Origin of the sequence: Flavobacterium fontis (genome assembly GCF_900129405.1) — a bacterium.
In the GTDB taxonomy this organism is placed as follows: domain Bacteria; phylum Bacteroidota; class Bacteroidia; order Flavobacteriales; family Flavobacteriaceae; genus Flavobacterium; species Flavobacterium fontis.
In genome coordinates, this window is sequence record NZ_FQVQ01000001.1 from 380,505 (window position 1) to 398,936 (window position 18,432).

Below are 18,432 nucleotides of genomic sequence, written 5' to 3' on the forward strand. Positions count from 1 at the left end.
CTTGAGCCGTTTATTCGGATTTTCCTTTACGAAAAATGGAATAAATCACAATTCCAAATCCCGCGAGTACAACCGTGGGTGCCAAACGGATACGGCGGAAACTCATAATGTCGGCATTCCATTCGGCCGGATTGTCATTGCTACTGCCCGACATCAGGATAAATCCCAACGCGATAACAGCTAAACCGATGATTAAGAAGGTGTAGTTTTCTTTTTTAAAAAGGAAATCCGGTTTGTTTTCAGGTGCACTCATAAGGCCGTACGGAATTAATATAAATCGTCTGTTCGTAAATTTAAGAAACGTTGGGTTGCAAAATAGGTGCTAATCCAGGTAATCAACACGCCCATGCCCAAAACGCCAACCAATACAATAACGGTTAGCTCCAACTGATTGAAAATGTCCAATCCAGGATAATTGTTGGCAATGTAAAAGAGTAAAGAAAGTAAAGCAACAATCGCCAAAATCCCCCCGATAAGTCCGAGCAACATACTGCGAAGAATAAACGGCTTACGGATAAACGACTTCGTTGCACCCACCATTTGCATGGTTTTGATGATAAAACGATTGGCATAAATGGAGAGTCGCATTGAACTGTTGATCAATAAAACGGAAATCACCATAAATACGCCTGACACGATTAAAACCCAGAAACTGATGTTTTTTACATTATCATTCACCAAAGTAATCAACTGCTTATCATAGACTACATCGGCCACAAAAGGATTTTTGCGAAGGGTTCGCTCCATGGTCGTAAATCCGGGGTTGGTCACATATTCGGCTTTCAAGTGAATGTCGTAGGAATTTTGCAACGGATTCATCCCCAAAAACTGCATAAAGTCCTCGCCAACCACTTCTTTATGGGCTTTGGCAGCCGCTTCTTTGGAAACGAACTTAAAATCTTTGGCGTATTTTCCCGATTGAATTGTCTTTTCAAAGGCTTTGAATACGGTGTCGTTGGCTTCGTTTTTGAAGAAAACGGTCATGACGATATCTTCTTTGAAATTATCGGATAATCGCTTGGAATTCAGGATAAAAAGTCCCAAAGCGCCCAAAAGAAACAACACCAAAAAAACACTCAAAACGACCGAAAAGTAAGAGGAAATTAATCTGCGTTTCTGATATTGATCAAACGATGAGGCCATAGCTTTTGTTTTATGCCGTAAAAATAAAAAAGAAAATCATTTTACTCCTTTAATAACGCTCAAAGTTTTCTCTTCTTGTGTGAAAGGTGTAAATTTGCCCCTAATTTTTAGTAATGCCTGAACTTCCAACCTTTATTACGGATTCATGCATCAACCTTTTTTCGTTTACCGATGAAATATTTTCACGAACAAATAGAAGCCAAATGGCAAAAATATTGGGCCGATAACCACACGTTTGCTGCCTCCAATTCCTCCGAAAAACCCAAATATTATGTGTTGGATATGTTTCCGTATCCCTCGGGAGCGGGATTGCACGTGGGGCATCCGCTAGGGTATATTGCCTCGGATATTGTTGCGCGCTACAAACGCCACCAAGGATTTAATGTATTGCATCCGCAAGGCTATGACTCTTTTGGGTTACCTGCCGAGCAATATGCGATTCAAACAGGGCAACATCCTGAAAAAACTACCCGTGAAAATATCGCGCGGTATCGCGAACAGTTGGACAAAATTGGATTCTCCTTCGATTGGGATCGCGAAGTGCGTACTTCTAATCCGGAGTATTACAAATGGACGCAGTGGATTTTCATTCAGTTATTTGAATCCTACTATTGTTATGATGCGAACCAAGCGTTACCTATCGCCAATTTGGTGGCAATTTTTGAAAAAGAAGGAAATGCTGCCGTCCATGTAGCTTGTGATGACGACGTGTTTGTTTTTTCAGCCAACGAATGGAACGCATTTTCTGAAGATGAAAAAGCGCGTTTGTTGTTGAAATACCGTCTGACCTATTTAGCAGAAACCGAAGTGAACTGGTGTCCGGCTCTAGGAACTGTTTTGGCGAATGACGAAATTGTAAATGGCGTTTCAGAACGAGGAGGCCATCCGGTGATTCGTAAAAAAATGACCCAATGGTCGATGCGTATTTCGGCTTACGCTGAGCGCTTGTTGCAAGGCTTGGAAACCATTGATTGGACCGAATCTTTGAAAGAATCGCAACGCAATTGGATTGGAAAATCGGTTGGGGCTTCAGTGAAGTTTCAAGTTTCAGGTTCCAAGTTTCAAATAGAAGTTTTTACAACGCGTCCTGATACCATTTTCGGCGTTACGTTTATGACCTTGGCACCCGAACACGAATTGGTGGCACAAATTACAACGCCCGAACAAAAAGCAGCGGTAGAGGCCTACATTGAAGCCACCGCAAAACGCTCGGAACGCGACCGTATGGCCGATGTGAAAACCATTTCAGGGGTGTTTACAGGAGCGTATGCCGAACATCCGTTTACCAAAGAACCCATTCCGGTTTGGATTGGGGATTATGTGTTGGCCGGATATGGAACAGGTGCTGTTATGGCGGTTCCGTGTGGCGACGAACGCGATTATGCCTTTGCCAACTATTTTAAAGGAACGGTGGGCATGCCCGAGATCAAGAATATTTTCAACCAAGATATTTCTGAAGCCGCTTTTGCAGAAAAAAGTGGGTTTGAATTGGTAGCTTCCGATTTCCTAAACGGATTGGATTATAAAGCGGGTACCCAAAAAGCCATTGAGGAATTGGAAAAAATCGGTGCCGGTAAAGCCAAAGTGAATTACCGTTTGCGCGATGCGGTGTTTTCGCGTCAACGCTATTGGGGCGAACCTTTCCCCGTATATTATGTGAATGGCTTGCCGCAAATGATCGACGCCCAACATCTACCCATCGTATTACCCGAAGTAGAGAAATATTTACCCACCGAAGACGGTCAGCCACCCTTAGGGAATGCGACCACTTGGGCGTGGGATACAAAGCAGTGTGCGGTGGTTAGTAATCAGTTCATAGATCATGTAACTGTTTTTCCTTTAGAATTAAACACCATGCCGGGTTGGGCTGGAAGTTCGTGGTACTGGATGCGCTATATGGATGCGAAAAACGAATCCGAGTTTGCTTCAGAAAACGCGTTACAGTATTGGCAAAATGTCGATTTGTACATTGGCGGTAGCGAACATGCCACAGGACACTTGTTGTATGCCCGTTTTTGGAACAAATTCTTGAAAGACCGCGGTTTTGCACCCACCGAAGAACCGTTCAAGAAATTGATTAATCAGGGGATGATTTTGGGGATGAGTGCGTTTGTGTATCGTATTTCTTGGATGTTATCTTTAGGAGGTGAAGTTGATGTTAAAAATTCTCCTATTCCATATTTTTTTATATCAAAATCAAAGTATGATTTAATAGTTAAAGGTGATAAACAAGCCTTGAAAGATGCTGAAGAATTTTATCTGAAATCTTTAAATGAATTTTATCCTAATGCTATTAGTTTAAGTTTAGTTGGAGATGTTAATATAGTTCCACTTCACGTCGATTTATCGGTAATCAACGATATCACCAACGAATTGGATATTGAAAAATTCAAAGCACATCCGTTATACTCTGATTATGTGAATGCCGAATTTATCTTAGAAGATGGCAAATACATCGTTGGTCGCGAAGTCGAAAAAATGTCCAAGTCCAAATACAATGTGGTCAACCCCGACGACATTTGCAACGAATACGGTGCCGATACCTTGCGTTTGTATGAAATGTTCTTGGGGCCGCTGGAACAAGCTAAACCTTGGAATACTGCCGGAATTACAGGTGTGTACGGGTTCTTGAAAAAATTATGGCGTTTGTATTTTGACGATAATGGTTTGGTTGTAGTAAATGACGAACCCACCGCGGATATGTACAAAACCTTACATAAAACGATCAAGAAAGTAACGGAAGATATTGAGAACTTCTCCTTTAATACTTCGGTGTCGCAGTTTATGATTTGTGTGAACGAATTGGCACAACAAAAATGCCGTCACCGTGCGATTCTCGAACCTTTAGCGGTGTTGATTTCGCCTTATGCACCTCATATTGCCGAAGAATTATGGAATCAATTGGGTTATGAGGGTTCGATAGCCACGGTCGCTTTCCCACAATTTGAAGCCAAATATTTGGTCGAAAGTGAGAAAGAATATCCGGTTTCGTTCAATGGAAAAATGCGTTTTACGATCAAGTTGCCGTTGGATTTGTCGGTTGCCGAAATTGAAGCAATCGTCATGGCCGACGATCGCACACAACAGCAATTACAAGGGCGTACGCCGAATAAAGTGATCATTGTCCCCGGGAAGATTATTAATTTGGTGGGGTGATTAATGTGCCAATGTGTCGATGTGCCCATGAGTCAATCAGTTAATTTGGCAATGAGTCGATTGATGAATAAATTAGGAATCCGTGGAGTTGAGGCTTCACGGATTTTTTTTAACAAAACGTTAAATTCAAAATCAGGTTGGGAATTGTCGCTTAATTTTATGAAAAATCAATCATATGAAAAAAATTATACTCGTTTTAGGAATGGTAGTTTCCCTAGTTGCAAACGCGCAGGAAGTCGCTAAAGATTCGATCAAAAAGAAACCCGATATGGACTTTTATATTGGCGTTTCGTTTAATGCAAATCAGTCGTTGAATTTGAATCAAAAATTAAGAGCTGGCAATCTACCCGAAATGCGCGATGTGGCGCCAGAGCTAACGTTTGGTTTGAATATTTTGGGGGAAAAGTACTCCGGTGATATTGAGTTTGGAACGTCCTTTTTGGAAAACAAAAAAGGGAACAATACCCTCAAATATTTAGGCTTTAATACGCGTGCCCGGTTTCACTACAATTTGATTCACAACCCCAAAGTTACTTTTGCAGGGGGATTGTCTTTGGCCTATCAAACCAATCGCTACGACATCTACAACAATAACAACAGCACCGATTTAAATCTATTGGATCCCGCACTCAACAGTGGTCATGTCAATTTGGACAATCGTATGTTGTATGCCGGACCCAATGTGATGTTGTATTTGTTTAAAAAATCCTCGTTCAAAATCCGTATCAATGCCGGCTACGAGTTGGCCTTAACCCGAGGAAAATACCGCTCTGAATACGGGAGCATCACCAACAATATTCAAGAAAACGGAAACAACCGCTTCGTGTTTGGAATTGCCTTCCTGTAATGCCACTTTGTCAGCGTTTCAATTTTGGTCTTGAATTTGAAGTGATTAAATTAAAATTTAAGAAAAAATGGGATCAGGTTATATGATTTTGGCCCTCCTTATCATGGGAGCCAGTTGGTTGGTCAGTAGTCGTTTGAAAAGTAAGTTTGAGCACTACTCCAAATTGCATTTAAACAACGGGATGAGTGGTCGAGAAATCGCTGAACAAATGTTGCACGATCACGGCATTTACGATGTCAAAGTGATTTCTACGCCCGGAATGTTAACCGATCACTATAATCCCGTCGATAAAACGGTGAATTTAAGTGAAGGGGTTTACCATCAACGCAATGCAGCCGCAGCCGCTGTAGCCGCGCACGAATGTGGCCATGCAGTACAACACGCCATCGGTTACCAATGGCTCACGATGCGTTCACAACTCGTGCCTGTAGTGTCGTTTGCGTCCAATATTGTGCAATGGGTATTACTCGCGGGAATTTTGTTGATCAAAGCATTTCCCTCTTTGTTGTTGGTGGGTATCGTGTTATTTGCTGCTACAACACTTTTCTCTATCATTACGTTACCCGTAGAATACGATGCTAGTAACCGTGCCTTGGCGTGGTTGCGCGACAAACGCATAGTCAATCAAGCGGAATATGCTGGCGCAGAAGATGCCTTGAAATGGGCCGCACGCACCTATCTAGTAGCGGCGATTGGATCGATTGCTACCTTGTTGTATTACGTTTCGATTTTTATGGGAAGTCGGGAGCGGGAATAATGAGCCGATGTGTCAATGAGTCGATGTGCCAATGAGTCAACCTGCCTGCCGTTAGGTAGGTGTGGCAATGTGCCAATGAGCCGATGTGTCAATGAGTCGACCTGCCTGCCGTTAGGTAGGTGTGCCGATAAGCCAATAATCTAATTTAAGATAAATTAAGGAAATCCGTGGTGTCAATGCTTCACGGATTTTTATTTTTTGCCTGTGGAAAATAAAAACAATAGAATAAACAAAGCAACCCATGCGACGCCATGAATCAACATGCATTTGGCATAATTTTTTTTACCAAAAAGTTGCCGAATAAGATGATTCATAAAATAAACCAAGCTAATAGGGATAAACAAATACATCAGCGCGATGCCCATGTTGGGATTTTCCGCATCGCCCGGGAAAAGTTCGTAGCAAATCCCTGCCGCTAAAAAGTAGAGGATGTAAAAACCTAAAGCAATATTTTCTTTGGTATATTTTAGTGCCATTAGAGTTGAATTTGTCGTTCGATTTGTTGTTCCAAGGAGATAAACGTTTCCGTACGTGAAACCCCTTCGATGGGTTGGATTTTTTTATTGAGCAATTGCATCAAATGTTCGTTGTCTTTGCAAATGATTTTTACCAAAATACTCCAATTCCCAGTCGTATAGTGGCATTCCAATACTTCTGGAATTTTTCGCAATTCCCGCACCGCTTCGGAGTTGCTCGAGGCTTTGTCCAAATAAATGCCCACGAAGGCCATGGTACGGTACCCCAAAACTTTAGTGTTGAGGATAAATTTGGAACCCGAAATTACTTGCGCTTCTTCCAATTTTTTTAATCGTTGGTGAATCGCTGCCCCCGAAATTCCTATGCTGTTTGCAATTTGCAGTATCGGTTTACGCGCATCTTCCATTAAATGGCGTAAAATCTCTTTGTCGATACCGTCAATTTCAATTTGTAATTGATTTGCCTTCATTTGAATAAAATATACAGCAAAAATAGCAATTACAATTTTACATTTATCAAGAAAATAACGTTATGCTTAGGTTTTAACATTTGTTACGAGGTGCCTGTAATTTTATCAGGATTGTAACCAATGTACGGCAACTTCGTTTCTTTAAACACCACACCATACGCCTCCAATTCGGCCAAAATCGGTTCATAGACTTCTTTTCGAATCGGCAGTTGTACCCCTGGAGTGGTTATTTTTCCATTTAAAATATGTAACGTTGCCATAGCCACGGGTAAGCCTACAGTTTTGGCCATTGCGGTATAGGTTTGGTCGTCGCCGATACAAACCATTTTGGAATCGATTTGTTCTTCTTTCCCGTGCAAACGGTAGCCAAATTTGTGGTACATCACAATCATGTCTTTGTCATGGGGGTCTAACGTCCATTTTTGGGTAAGAATATGCTCTAGAATTTGCGCTGGAGTCGCATTTTTGAGGCCAATTTTTTTATCGCCATTGAACAAGTCCAACTCAATAAGTTTTTCCCACATCACATCATCCTGCTCGATACCCAATTGCAAACGCATTTTGATTTCTACCGAATCCGTCGGATGATAGGGGAGGAAGGAGTTTACATAATCGCGGTAACTCATGTGTTCTGAGTTTTCCATCACATAGGTGTCATCGGTCATTCCGAGTTGCACAAACATATTCCAAGCCCGCGAATACCCCACTCTTCGAATGGTGCCGCGGTATAACGTCAATACATCATCCAGGCCATAAACACTGCGGTATTTCAAAGAATCCCGATTGGCATAGGCTTCAAATTTGCCATAGCCTTCAACATGTAAAAACTCCGTGCGTCGGAACAAACGATGGTAGGGAATGTATTTGTATTTTCCTTCTTGAATGAATTTTGCAGCACCGCCTTGACCTGCCAAAACTACATTGCGGGGTGCCCAAGTGAACTTGTAATTCCACAAATTCGTATCGGATTCAGGAGCGACCAATCCGCCGCAAAACGACTCAAATAGCAACATTTCACCCCCTTGATCTCGAATGGCATCGATAACTTGCATGGCGCTCATATGGTCGATTCCAGGGTCTAAACCAATTTCATTCATAAAAACCAAATGATGTGCTTTGGCCTCTTCGTCTAACGCTTGCATCGCTTCCGAGATATACGAAGCAGTTACCATGTGTTTTTTAAAATGAATACAATCTTTGGCGACTTCGATATGCATGTGTGCGGGTAACATCGAAATCACAATGTCGGCCTTGGCGACTTCCGATTGACGTTGTGCCGTATTTTGAATATCCAATTGGATCGCAGTCGCATTGGGGTGGTTTCGGGTTTTGCGTTGTGCCAATTCCAAAGATAAATCGCCTATGGTAAGGTGAAGTTGTTCCGATTGGGATTTCTCCAATAAATAGTTGATTAAAGAGGAGGCAGAGCGCCCAGCTCCGATGATGAGTACGTTTCTCATGACGTTGGTTTGTTGTGCGACAAATGTATAAAAAGCCCCACGTTTAAAACAAAAAAGTCTGCGTAAATGCAGACTTCAATTATTCAAGCTCTTTTTCTAAGTCTTCCAATTCTTGCCGGGCTTCTTGTTTGGCTTCGACTTTCTGTTGTTCAAACGCCGCATCTTTTTCAACGGTTTCTTCGATTAAAAAGGTTTTTCCCAACACGCCCAAAGCACAAATGTAGGTCACAATAAACAACCGTTTTGGCCATTTTCGTTCTGAGGGGGCCGATTTCCAAAAGGCCAAACTGATGCACAAAAGCGCGGGAAGGATAGCGACAAAGGCCAAGGTGTCTAGTGGTAAAACCGATAAGAGCAAGCTCAATACCGTAAAGACGTAAGCCAAAACCAGGAAAACTTTTCTCATATTAAAGACCCGTTGCTGAAGTTAGTTTTAATTCGCCTGTGCCCACGGGAATACTAAATTTCATTAAAGCGGGAACTTTATGCGCATCGGCTGTTAACCAAATGAGGTTTTTGTCTTTTCCGCGAAGGGCATTGGTTTTGGCGCCAATAGATAATTTGTAGCACGGTTTTGTGCCTAAATTTCCAGCAGCGATAGATTCCGTTCCCATAAACTTCAAGCTGACGGGAATCTCTTTTTCATCAAAAACAATCGTAAAGGATTTCGTTTGACCTGTTTTCATTTTTGAAAAATCAACCGAACGTAATTTATATAACAACGTAATGGCGTCAACGGAGTTTGCTCCAATAGAAAACGTGCGAGTAGTTTCTGGACGCTTGCGTTTTTGAACAGTACTGGTTACTTGATTTCCTTTAAAAACGTATTTTTCTTTTTTGGTATACCCACCTTCGTCAATGCTACGTTTGTATAAATTGGGTTTCAAACTTCCGGGGGTTACATACGATTCATAAAGATCGCGAATTTTAAAGAACTTGTCCCATTTACTAAAGGTAGACAACTCACAGCTCAAATGTAAGTATTGATTTTTGGACGTATTCACATTTTCGGTACTCATGGTTACCTGTGCGATATGCGTCATGAGTCCGCTCATATTGTACGAACCGGCATAGACCAATTTTTCTCCCGCCTCAATTCCGTTTCCTTCATCCGCTTTAAAGGACACAAAGAGCAGGAGTAGTAAGGGCAACAATACTATTTTTTTCATAATTAAAAATTGTTTGCAAATATAAAACTTCTTACACCGTTTTGCGTGAAAGAAAAGTCAAAATCCAATTGGTAATCGGGGAGATAACCGGTATTTTTGCAAAATATTGTTTGCGATATGGATAAAAAAATACTTTCTGCTGCAGGATTTTTCGGAATGACGGGCATACTACTTGGGGCTTTTGGTGCCCATGGGTTAAAAGCGGTACTTTCTGTTGAGGCATTGGCAACCTTCGAAACCGGGGTAAAATACCAAATGTATCATGCTTTGTTTTTACTTTTTGTGGGTTTGCACTCTCCATTGACTTCAACCCTGCGAACCCTTTTGTTTCGACTCATTGTTCTTGGGATAATTTTGTTTTCAGGGTCTATTTATTTGCTGGCTACCAAGAGTTTAACGGGTTTAGAATTGAAAATATTAGGTCCGATTACACCTGTGGGAGGACTTTGTTTTGCCGTGGCTTGGGGGGTGCTGATGTTTTCCTTTTTAAAGAAAAAAGCATAAAATTTCACCCAACTACAACGTTGTAATAATTAATTTTTACCTTTGTGGTCTAATTAAAGTTAACACAACAAAGCATTATCTATGGATAACTACACCCCAACTACGAAATCGATTTCGTTGGAAAAATATGGGATTACAAATGTTCAAGAAATTGTCTATAATCCTAGCTATGAACAATTGTATAACGAAGAATTAAGTCCGGAGCTTTCTGGGTATGAACGCGGTCAAGTGTCGGAGTTAGGGGCGGTTAATGTGATGACGGGAGAATTTACAGGACGCTCCCCTAAAGATAAATATATTGTAAAGGATGCCGTTACCGAAAATACGATTTGGTGGAATTCAGATAAAGCGGCCAACGATAACAAACCGATTTCTCCAGCCACTTGGGATGCGCTGAAGGCAACTACCGTAAAACAATTGTCAGGAAAACGTTTGTTTGTTGTCGATGCGTTTTGTGGTGCCAACGAGAATACCCGTTTAAAAGTTCGCTTCATCATGGAGGTGGCATGGCAAGCGCATTTTGTAAAAAATATGTTTATTCGTCCTACAGAAGAAGAGCTCGATCAGTTTGGTGAGCCTGATTTTGTGGTGATGAACGGGTCCAAGACTTCCTTTAAAGATTATGCTGCTCACGGGTTGAATTCAGAAGTGTATATCGCTTTCAATCTTACCGAGAAAATGCAACTCATTGGGGGTACTTGGTATGGCGGTGAAATGAAAAAAGGGATGTTTGCCATGATGAATTATTACCTGCCTTTGCAGGGAATGGCATCGATGCATTGCTCGGCCAACAAAGGAGCTGATGGCGATGTAGCGGTTTTCTTTGGCTTATCGGGCACAGGAAAAACGACCTTATCCACCGATCCAAAACGGGAACTCATTGGTGATGATGAACACGGTTGGGATGATGAAGGCGTCTTCAATTTTGAAGGCGGTTGTTATGCCAAAACGATCGACTTAAGTAAAGAAAACGAACCCGATATTTTTGGAGCCATCAAGCGTGATGCACTTCTTGAAAATGTCACCTTAGACGCTCAAGGCGTTATTGATTTTAAAGACGGTTCGGTCACCCAAAACACCCGAGTATCGTATCCCATTTACCATATTAACAATATTGTGAAGCCCGTATCCAAAGCGGGTCACGCTACAAAGGTTATCTTTTTAACCGCCGATGCCTTTGGGGTCATGCCGCCGGTTTCAAAGTTAACACCCGAACAGACGAAGTACTATTTCTTGTCGGGATTTACTGCAAAATTAGCCGGTACAGAGCGCGGTGTAACACAGCCTGAACCCACTTTCTCGGCTTGTTTTGGCAAAGCATTCCTAACCCTTCATCCTACCAAATATGGGGAAGAGTTGGTTAAAAAAATGGAGGCACACAACGCCACCGCTTACATGGTCAATACCGGGTGGAATGGTTCAGGGAAACGCATTTCAATTAAAGATACTCGCGCTATCATCGATGCCATTTTAGATGGTTCGATAGAAAATGCGCCTACTAAAATGATTCCGATTTTCAATTTTGAAGTTCCAACGGCGCTACATGATGTAAATGCGGCGATTTTGGATCCACGTGACACTTATGCTGACGCTCAAGAGTGGGAAACGAAAGCCCATGATTTAGCCAGCCGATTCATTAAAAACTTTGTTCAATATACCGATAATGAAGAGGGTACTCGATTAGTAATGGCGGGACCGCAATTGTAAATAAAAACAAACAAACTAAACTAACCGACGAAAAAAGTCCAACAGTAATGTGTTGGGCTTTTTTTATGGGCAAAAAAAATCCCAAACACAAGTACGTTTGGGATGATAGGGTATAATTTAATGGGATTATTTTCCTTTATTCACTTCAGCGACATATTTTTCTAGCGCCATAGTCATTGAAGGCGTGTCGGGAGTTGGTGCTAAAATATCAATGCGCAACCCGTGTTCCAAAGCCTCTTTTTGCGTTGTACTTCCGAAAACCGCTATACGAGTGTTGTTTTGCTTGAAATCAGGGAAATTTTTAAATAGTGATTTAATTCCTGTAGGACTAAAAAATGCCAAAATATCATAGTACACATCGGCCAAATCCGATAAATCACTCATTACGGTTTTGTAAAACGTTCCCGCTGTCCAATCAATTTTCAAATTGTTAAGCGTTTGAGGAATGTCCGCATTGAGTTGATCCGAGGAAGGCAATAGAAATTTCTCGTCTTTGTATTTTTTGAATAGCGAGGACATATCGGCAAAGTCTTTTTGGCCTACATAGATTTTGCGTTTGCGGTACACCACGTATTTTTGTAAGTAATACGCAATGGCTTCCGATTGGCAAAAATAACGCAAGTCTTCTGGGACTTTATACCGCATTTCTTCAGCCACGCGGAAAAAATGATCCACGGCATTCTTGCTGGTTAAAATGATTGCGGTAAACTGACTGAGATCAATCTTCTGAGCTCGGACATCTTTTGCACTCACACCTTCAACATGAATAAAAGAGCGAAAATCAACTTTCACTTTATGCTTTTGCATCAAATCATGATAAGGTGAATTCTCAACTTTTGGCTCGGGTTGGGATACCAAAATGGTTCTCACTTTTAGACTAGACATCGTTTGCTCTAATTTTTGGTAATCAAATAATATATGAAATAATAGGGCGCTATTTCAAGTGCGCAAAGATACAAAATAAAATAAAACAACTTTCCTGTTACTATATTTTGATGATTTTTTAAAGAAAATAGATAAGTTAGCAGGTTTATGACGAGAATTGTGATGATAATTACAGAAATAAGTGTATTTGTTATGAAATCACCATAAAACAAAATCATCGAAACAGGAAAAAGTAGTAGCCCAATGTAGGTTCTGAAGTTAACTTTCTGTAAATTAAATTCATCGATAAGTTCTTCAACATCAAAGGTAACCGCGATAATTTTTTCGATTAAAAATTTGGAAAGGATAAACACAAACAATCCCGTAAAAATGCGAACGAATAAGAGCCAGTCTGTTTTTTCGCCCCATCCATTATGGGCCAAAACGATTTGAATAAAAAAGGAGAGCGAAATTAAATGAACGACAAACAAGACAATATTGAATCCACTCCATAAATGTGAGCTTTCGCGATAAATCTTGGTGTATTTGTCCGAAACCAACAGGCGAATGTAGTCGTTGAACCGACTTTCAAAGGCTGTTCGCGCTATAACGACCAAGCCCAAAGCAACCACAAAAATGAGGGTTGCCCAGTCGAAGGGTGAGACAATACGGGGTTGAAATTCGCAGGCTATCATGGGTCACAAAAGTAATGATTTTTTTGCCCTTTTGTATTATGAAATTATTAGCGTTATGGGATTTAATTTTGACTATTTTTGCAAAAATATCACTTCATGGAGCAACGTATTATCATCATTCCCACCTATAATGAAATCGAAAATATTGAAGCCATTATTCGTGCGGTTTTTGCGCTCTCCATGCCTTTTCACGTCCTAATTGTAGACGACAATTCTCCCGACGGAACTGCGGAAAAAGTTCGGGAATTACAACGTGAATTTTCAACCCAATTGTTTTTAGAAGTTCGTACCAAAAAAGCAGGTTTAGGTACGGCCTATGTTCACGGTTTTCAGTGGGCATTACGGCAGCACTATGACTTTATTTTTGAAATGGATGCCGACTTTTCGCACAATCCAGAGGATTTACCGCGTTTGTGGGAGGCTTGCGCTGTTGACGGAGCCGATATCGCGGTGGGATCACGGTATGTTACTGGAGTAAATGTGGTCAATTGGCCCTTGAGTCGCGTGCTGCTTTCCTATTTTGCATCGGTTTACGTGCGTTTAATTACAGGGATGAAAATTATGGACACTACGGCCGGATATGTATGTTATCGGCGTAAGGTGCTTGAAACTATTCCCCTTCATGCGATCAAGTTTGTAGGGTATGCGTTTCAAATTGAAATGAAGTATCGTGCATGGGCCAAACGATTTGTTATCAAGGAAGTCCCCGTAATTTTCACCGATCGCACCAAAGGGCAATCCAAAATGAGTGGTTCAATTATTAAAGAAGCCGTTTTTGGGGTCTTGTCTTTACGCATAAAAAAACTATTTAACCAGTTGTAAACATGGAATCAACGCTCATAAAAAACGCAACACTAGTCAATGAAGGGCAAATTACCGTAGCTGATGTGCTTATTGAAGGGGAACGTATTGTAAAAATTGGAACCCAATTATCAGCAGGAAATGCTCGTGTAATCGATGCTGAGGGACACTATTTGTTGCCGGGAATTATTGACGACCAAGTGCATTTTCGCGATCCGGGTCTCACCCACAAAGGCGATCTTGAATCGGAGAGTCGGGCGGCTATTGCGGGCGGTATTACGTCCTATATTGATCAGCCCAATACAGTTCCGCATGCGGTCACCCAAGAGTTGTTGGCTCAAAAATACCAAAATGCCATAGGTCGTTCGTATGCCAATTATTCTTTCATGATGGGCGGTACCAATGATAATTTGGCCGAAATTTTAAAAACAAATCCGCGGGATGTCGCCGGGTTGAAACTCTTTTTGGGCTCCTCCACAGGCGATATGTTGGTAGATAGTTCGGCAGCTATTGAAGCGATCTTTGAAGCAACTCCACTATTAATCGCGGTGCATTGTGAAGATGAAACCACCGTGAAAACCAATTTAGCACACTACAAAGAACAGTTTGGCGAAAATATCCCTGTTCACTATCATCCTTTGATTCGTACCGAGGAAGCCTGTTATCTTTCTTCCTCCAAAACAGTAGCTTTAGCCAAAAAAACAGGGGCTCGTTTGCATGTATTTCATATTTCTACGGCGAAAGAGCTCGACTTGTTCGACAATACCTTGCCTTTGGACGAGAAAAAAATTACGGCCGAAGTTTGTATCCATCACCTCTGGTTTTCGGATGCTGATTACGCCACTCGTGGGAGTTTAATCAAATGGAATCCTGCGGTGAAAACGGCAGCCGACCGCGAAGCGCTGTGGGAAGCTTTGAATGACGGACGTATTGATGTAGTTGCCACCGACCATGCCCCACATACCTTGGAAGAGAAAAGTCAGGTTTACACCAAAGCCCCTTCGGGAGGTCCCTTGGTACAACACGCTTTGATTGCGATGTTGGAAGCGGTACAGGAAGGGAAAATTTCCTTGGAAAAAGTAGTTGAAAAAATGGCGCATAATCCAGCGGTATTGTTCAAAATTGAAGACCGCGGCTTTATCCGAGAAGGCTATTACGCCGATTTAGTTCTGGTAAATCCAAAAGCTTCTTGGACGGTTACCAAAGAAAATGTACTGTACAAATGCGGTTGGTCTCCGATGGAAGGCACGACGTTTCACCACCAAGTTACCCATACCTTTGTGAACGGAACGTTGGCCTATGAAAAGGGGACAGTGCACCCAATTCCGGCAGGGAAACGTTTGTTGTTTAACCGCTAATCCTGTAGTTCCATGAAAAAAGGGATTTTTCTTCTCGCGTTGTCCGTACTGTTTTTTTCTTGTAAGGAAGATGTTTTACCGCCGCCCAAAAATAAAGTGGATCGGGAAACCATGATTAATATATTGTATGATTTGGCGGTTTTGGAAGCGGCTCGCTCACAATCTTTTTCCACACGGGTCAATTATCCTACCGCCGTTGCCTTTGTCAAAGAAAAATACAAAATTGACAGTCTAACGTTAGCCGAGAATACCAAGTATTATGCATCGGATTTGAAGGATTACAAAAAAATGTACGAAGAAGTGAGAAAACGATTGGACCAAAACCGAAACATGGGTTCATCACCACCACCGCCTTCTTCTGCGCCAGATGCAGGAGGTGTGGTCAAATAATTATCGGAACGCCTGAATGATTTGGTCGATGTAGGGATCAATCGGTTGGAACGTATAATCGAAGGTGCGTTTAATTTTCTCGTTTGAAATCTGTTCTACACTACACAACGAAGCCGCGCTTTGACGCGATAATTTTCTGGGTCGGCCAGTTAGTAAAGAAAGAAGTTTATCCATGCGCCACCCCAAAGCAAGCATCCAAGGTTGCGCTTCAAAACCAGGGCGTTTTACCCCAAGTTTGTCGGCGATTGTGAATTGAATGTCTTTAAAACTACGATTTTCTGCCACCAAAGCAAACCGTTCCCCATGGATGGGTGCTTCCATTATTTTTTTCATCAAAATCACCACGTCAAGAACACTGATATACGCACTGTAGCCTTGGGTGTAAAACGGCAACCCTTTTTTAATGGACGTAAACAAACTGCCACTGCCTTTGCGCGCGTCCCAGTTGGAAGGATACGGCCCCAAAATGATTCCCGGATTGACAATGACCACCTGTAATCCCTCTTGTTGTCCGCGCCATACTTCCATTTCGGCGCCATATTTTGTAAGGGCATAATCGCTATGAAGCACTTCAGGATTCCATTCGGTTGCTTCATCGATAACCGTTTGGTTTTGCAACGGATCACCCAAAGCGGCAATCGAACTTACATGACAAAGTTTTTGAACGTTCTTGTCGATGCATAAATTGACAATATTGGCCGTACCTTCGATGTTTATTTTCCGAAGTGCCGTTTCATCGTTGGGATTGAACGAAATTTGAGCCGCACAATGATAAACGTGTGTTACCTTTTCAAAAGCGATTTCCAAGGAAGGAACGTCAGTGATGTCGCCCACCACCCAGTCAATGCGATCAAACAAAGACTCTTTTTGGTACCAAGCAAACAGACTTCGCGTTTTTTCGATTTGTTTGGCCTCGCGAAAAAGAGCCCGTACAGCAGTTTCTCCCTCTTGTATCAAATGCAACAAAAGGTGAGCGCCCACTAATCCAGTACCTCCAGTGACCAAAATCATAGGTGTAAAAGTACATCAAATTCCTCACAAAAGGCGATGTATTAACAGGCTTCTTAAGAAACAATGCACAAAATAAAGTAGACGAGAACTGCAAACAAGGCATAAACGGCAAATACTTTTAGAAATAATTTTTTCATGGCGATTAAAATAGAGTTTGAACTTAAATTTCAAAGTTAGCGTCCTGTTTTTGAATTTTGGGAAGCAGAAAGTGTCGTTTTTGTTAAAATTTTTTTACGGTTTTTTCAACTTTCCCCAGCACAGGGGGACACGAAAAAAAGATTATTTTCCCCTATCTTTGCGCAAATTTTTTACCCATGAACAATTTAGTAGCCGAATTACAATGGCGGGGATTGGTGCACGATATGATGCCCGGCACCGAAGAACAATTGATGAAAGAGCCTACATCGGTATATATCGGATTTGACCCAACCAGTGATTCTTTACACATTGGAAGTTTAGTCCCTATCATTTTATTAGTTCATTTGAAAAATTTTGGCCATCGCCCCATTGCTTTGGTCGGGGGTGCGACAGGAATGATTGGTGATCCTTCGGGAAAATCGGATGAGCGTAACCTATTGGACGAAGCTACGTTGCAAAAAAATGTAGACGGCATCAAAGGGGTGTTGTCGCGTTTTTTGGACTTTAATGCAGAAGGACCAACGGCTCCCGTTTTGGTCAACAATTACGATTGGATGAAGGACTTTTCGTTTATCGCTTTTGCCCGTGATGTGGGGAAACGAATTACGGTAAACTACATGATGGCTAAGGATTCGGTGAAAAAAAGACTGAGTGGTGAAGCGGGTGCTGGAATGAGTTTTACCGAGTTTACCTATCAGTTAATACAAGGATATGATTTTTATTATTTGCACAAGCATTACCATTGTTTGTTGCAAATGGGGGGCTCTGATCAGTGGGGAAATATCACTACGGGGACTGAATTGGTGCGTCGTATGAATGATGAGCATGCCAAAGCCTATGCGATGACCTGTCCTTTAATTACCAAAGCCGACGGTTCAAAATTTGGTAAAAGCGAAGGGGGTAATGTTTGGTTGACGGCCGATAAAACTTCGGTGTATAAATTTTACCAGTTTTGGTTGAACACGACCGACGTAGATGCGGAAAAATACATCAAAATATTTACTTTCCTAGATCAAGAAACGGTGGCCGCCTTAATTGAAGAGCACCAACAAGCGCCTCATCTTCGGGTGTTGCAAAAACGATTGGCCGAAGAAGTCACTGTATTTGTGCATAGCCGTGAGGAATACGACAAAGCGGTATTTGCATCGGCAGCCTTTTTTAGTCCCACCATGGAAGAACTAAAGCAGCTCGATCAACAAACCTTTTTGGAGGTGTTTGAAGGAATTCCCGTAGCCAATTTACCGGCATCCGTACTAGCAGATAACGGCTTGGATATGGTAGGTGCTTTAGCTGCTAAAACCAATTTTTTAAGTTCCAATAGTGAAGCAGTGCGCGAATTAAAGCAGAATGCCATTTCGTTAAACAAAGTCAAAGTGAATCAGGAGTATAAAATCACTTCCCAAGATTTAATTCATGGCAAATATGTATTGCTTCAAAAAGGGAAAAAGAATTACTACTTGATTGCTGTCGAGTAAAAGAAAGGTCC

General features: G+C 41.7%; 19 protein-coding genes. 9 read left to right on the forward strand and 10 right to left on the reverse strand.

The window, feature by feature from the left end; genetic code table 11:
• Positions 1-10: 10 nt before the first annotated feature.
• Positions 11-253, reverse strand: coding sequence for a DUF3098 domain-containing protein (locus BUC17_RS01710; RefSeq protein ID WP_073360850.1), 243 nt, complete (start codon positions 251-253; stop codon positions 11-13).
• A gap of 14 nt (positions 254-267) precedes the next feature.
• Entirely contained in the window at positions 268-1,143 is an 876-nt protein-coding gene (locus BUC17_RS01715) for a cell division protein FtsX (RefSeq protein WP_073360853.1), read from the reverse strand.
• A gap of 171 nt (positions 1,144-1,314) precedes the next feature.
• Here BUC17_RS01715 and BUC17_RS01720 point away from each other — a divergent pair, with 171 nt between their 5' ends.
• The 3 genes from BUC17_RS01720 (at position 1,315) to BUC17_RS01730 (ending at position 5,903) form a co-directional block, all read left to right on the forward strand.
• Complete coding sequence (locus tag BUC17_RS01720; protein ID WP_073360855.1) at positions 1,315-4,299, forward strand: leucine--tRNA ligase; 2,985 nt, start codon at positions 1,315-1,317, stop codon at positions 4,297-4,299.
• Positions 4,300-4,474: 175 nt separating this feature from the next.
• Entirely contained in the window at positions 4,475-5,146 is a 672-nt protein-coding gene (locus tag BUC17_RS01725) for a hypothetical protein (protein WP_073360857.1), read from the forward strand.
• Positions 5,147-5,213: 67 nt separating this feature from the next.
• A complete protein-coding gene (locus BUC17_RS01730; RefSeq protein WP_073360859.1) occupies positions 5,214-5,903 on the forward strand; it encodes a zinc metallopeptidase in 690 nt (229 codons plus the stop codon).
• A 191-nt stretch (positions 5,904-6,094) separates the two neighbouring features.
• Here the strand turns inward: BUC17_RS01730 and BUC17_RS01735 are convergent, their stop codons facing one another.
• The 5 genes from BUC17_RS01735 to BUC17_RS01755 form a co-directional block, all read right to left on the reverse strand.
• A complete protein-coding gene (locus tag BUC17_RS01735; protein WP_073360861.1) occupies positions 6,095-6,379 on the reverse strand; it encodes a hypothetical protein in 285 nt (94 codons plus the stop codon).
• Positions 6,379-6,849: an Lrp/AsnC family transcriptional regulator gene (locus BUC17_RS01740; protein WP_073360864.1), complete on the reverse strand. Its 471-nt coding sequence runs from the start codon at positions 6,847-6,849 to the stop codon at positions 6,379-6,381. The genes BUC17_RS01735 and BUC17_RS01740 overlap by 1 nt, the downstream gene beginning before the upstream one ends.
• Positions 6,850-6,932: 83 nt before the next feature.
• Positions 6,933-8,309, reverse strand: coding sequence for a saccharopine dehydrogenase family protein (locus BUC17_RS01745; RefSeq protein ID WP_073360866.1), 1,377 nt, complete (start codon positions 8,307-8,309; stop codon positions 6,933-6,935).
• Between the two features lie 79 nt (positions 8,310-8,388).
• Positions 8,389-8,715 (reverse strand): hypothetical protein, encoded by a 327-nt coding sequence (locus BUC17_RS01750; protein WP_073360869.1) that lies wholly within the window; start codon positions 8,713-8,715, stop codon positions 8,389-8,391.
• A gap of 1 nt (position 8,716) precedes the next feature.
• A complete protein-coding gene (locus BUC17_RS01755) occupies positions 8,717-9,478 on the reverse strand; it encodes a DUF3108 domain-containing protein (RefSeq protein ID WP_073360872.1) in 762 nt (253 codons plus the stop codon).
• A gap of 117 nt (positions 9,479-9,595) precedes the next feature.
• On the opposite strand from BUC17_RS01755, the gene BUC17_RS01760 reads away from it, so the two are divergent.
• On the forward strand, positions 9,596-9,982 hold the full coding sequence (locus tag BUC17_RS01760; protein ID WP_073360875.1) for a DUF423 domain-containing protein: 387 nt from the start codon (positions 9,596-9,598) through the stop codon (positions 9,980-9,982).
• A gap of 81 nt (positions 9,983-10,063) precedes the next feature.
• On the forward strand, positions 10,064-11,689 hold the full coding sequence (gene pckA / locus BUC17_RS01765; protein WP_073360878.1) for a phosphoenolpyruvate carboxykinase (ATP): 1,626 nt from the start codon (positions 10,064-10,066) through the stop codon (positions 11,687-11,689).
• 126 nt (positions 11,690-11,815) lie between these two features.
• Here the strand turns inward: pckA and BUC17_RS01770 are convergent, their stop codons facing one another.
• Complete coding sequence (locus BUC17_RS01770) at positions 11,816-12,574, reverse strand: uroporphyrinogen-III synthase (RefSeq protein ID WP_073360880.1); 759 nt, start codon at positions 12,572-12,574, stop codon at positions 11,816-11,818.
• Between the two features lie 8 nt (positions 12,575-12,582).
• Complete coding sequence (locus BUC17_RS01775) at positions 12,583-13,248, reverse strand: DUF4271 domain-containing protein (RefSeq protein WP_073360883.1); 666 nt, start codon at positions 13,246-13,248, stop codon at positions 12,583-12,585.
• A gap of 96 nt (positions 13,249-13,344) precedes the next feature.
• Between BUC17_RS01775 and BUC17_RS01780 the strand changes: the two genes are divergently transcribed.
• From BUC17_RS01780 to BUC17_RS01790, 3 genes are read left to right on the forward strand one after another with little or no spacing between them, the layout of a single operon-like run.
• Complete coding sequence (locus BUC17_RS01780) at positions 13,345-14,070, forward strand: polyprenol monophosphomannose synthase (protein ID WP_073360887.1); 726 nt, start codon at positions 13,345-13,347, stop codon at positions 14,068-14,070.
• A 2-nt stretch (positions 14,071-14,072) separates the two neighbouring features.
• Positions 14,073-15,407, forward strand: a complete 1,335-nt coding sequence (locus BUC17_RS01785) for a dihydroorotase (RefSeq protein ID WP_073360890.1) — start codon at positions 14,073-14,075, stop codon at positions 15,405-15,407.
• Between the two features lie 12 nt (positions 15,408-15,419).
• Entirely contained in the window at positions 15,420-15,797 is a 378-nt protein-coding gene (locus BUC17_RS01790; RefSeq protein ID WP_073360893.1) for a DUF4296 domain-containing protein, read from the forward strand.
• Here the strand turns inward: BUC17_RS01790 and BUC17_RS01795 are convergent, their stop codons facing one another.
• Positions 15,798-16,808 (reverse strand): NAD-dependent epimerase/dehydratase family protein, encoded by a 1,011-nt coding sequence (locus BUC17_RS01795; protein ID WP_073360896.1) that lies wholly within the window; start codon positions 16,806-16,808, stop codon positions 15,798-15,800.
• A 314-nt stretch (positions 16,809-17,122) separates the two neighbouring features.
• On the opposite strand from BUC17_RS01795, the gene tyrS reads away from it, so the two are divergent.
• Positions 17,123-18,421 (forward strand): tyrosine--tRNA ligase, encoded by a 1,299-nt coding sequence (tyrS, locus tag BUC17_RS01800; protein ID WP_073360900.1) that lies wholly within the window; start codon positions 17,123-17,125, stop codon positions 18,419-18,421.
• Positions 18,422-18,432: the final 11 nt, after the last annotated feature.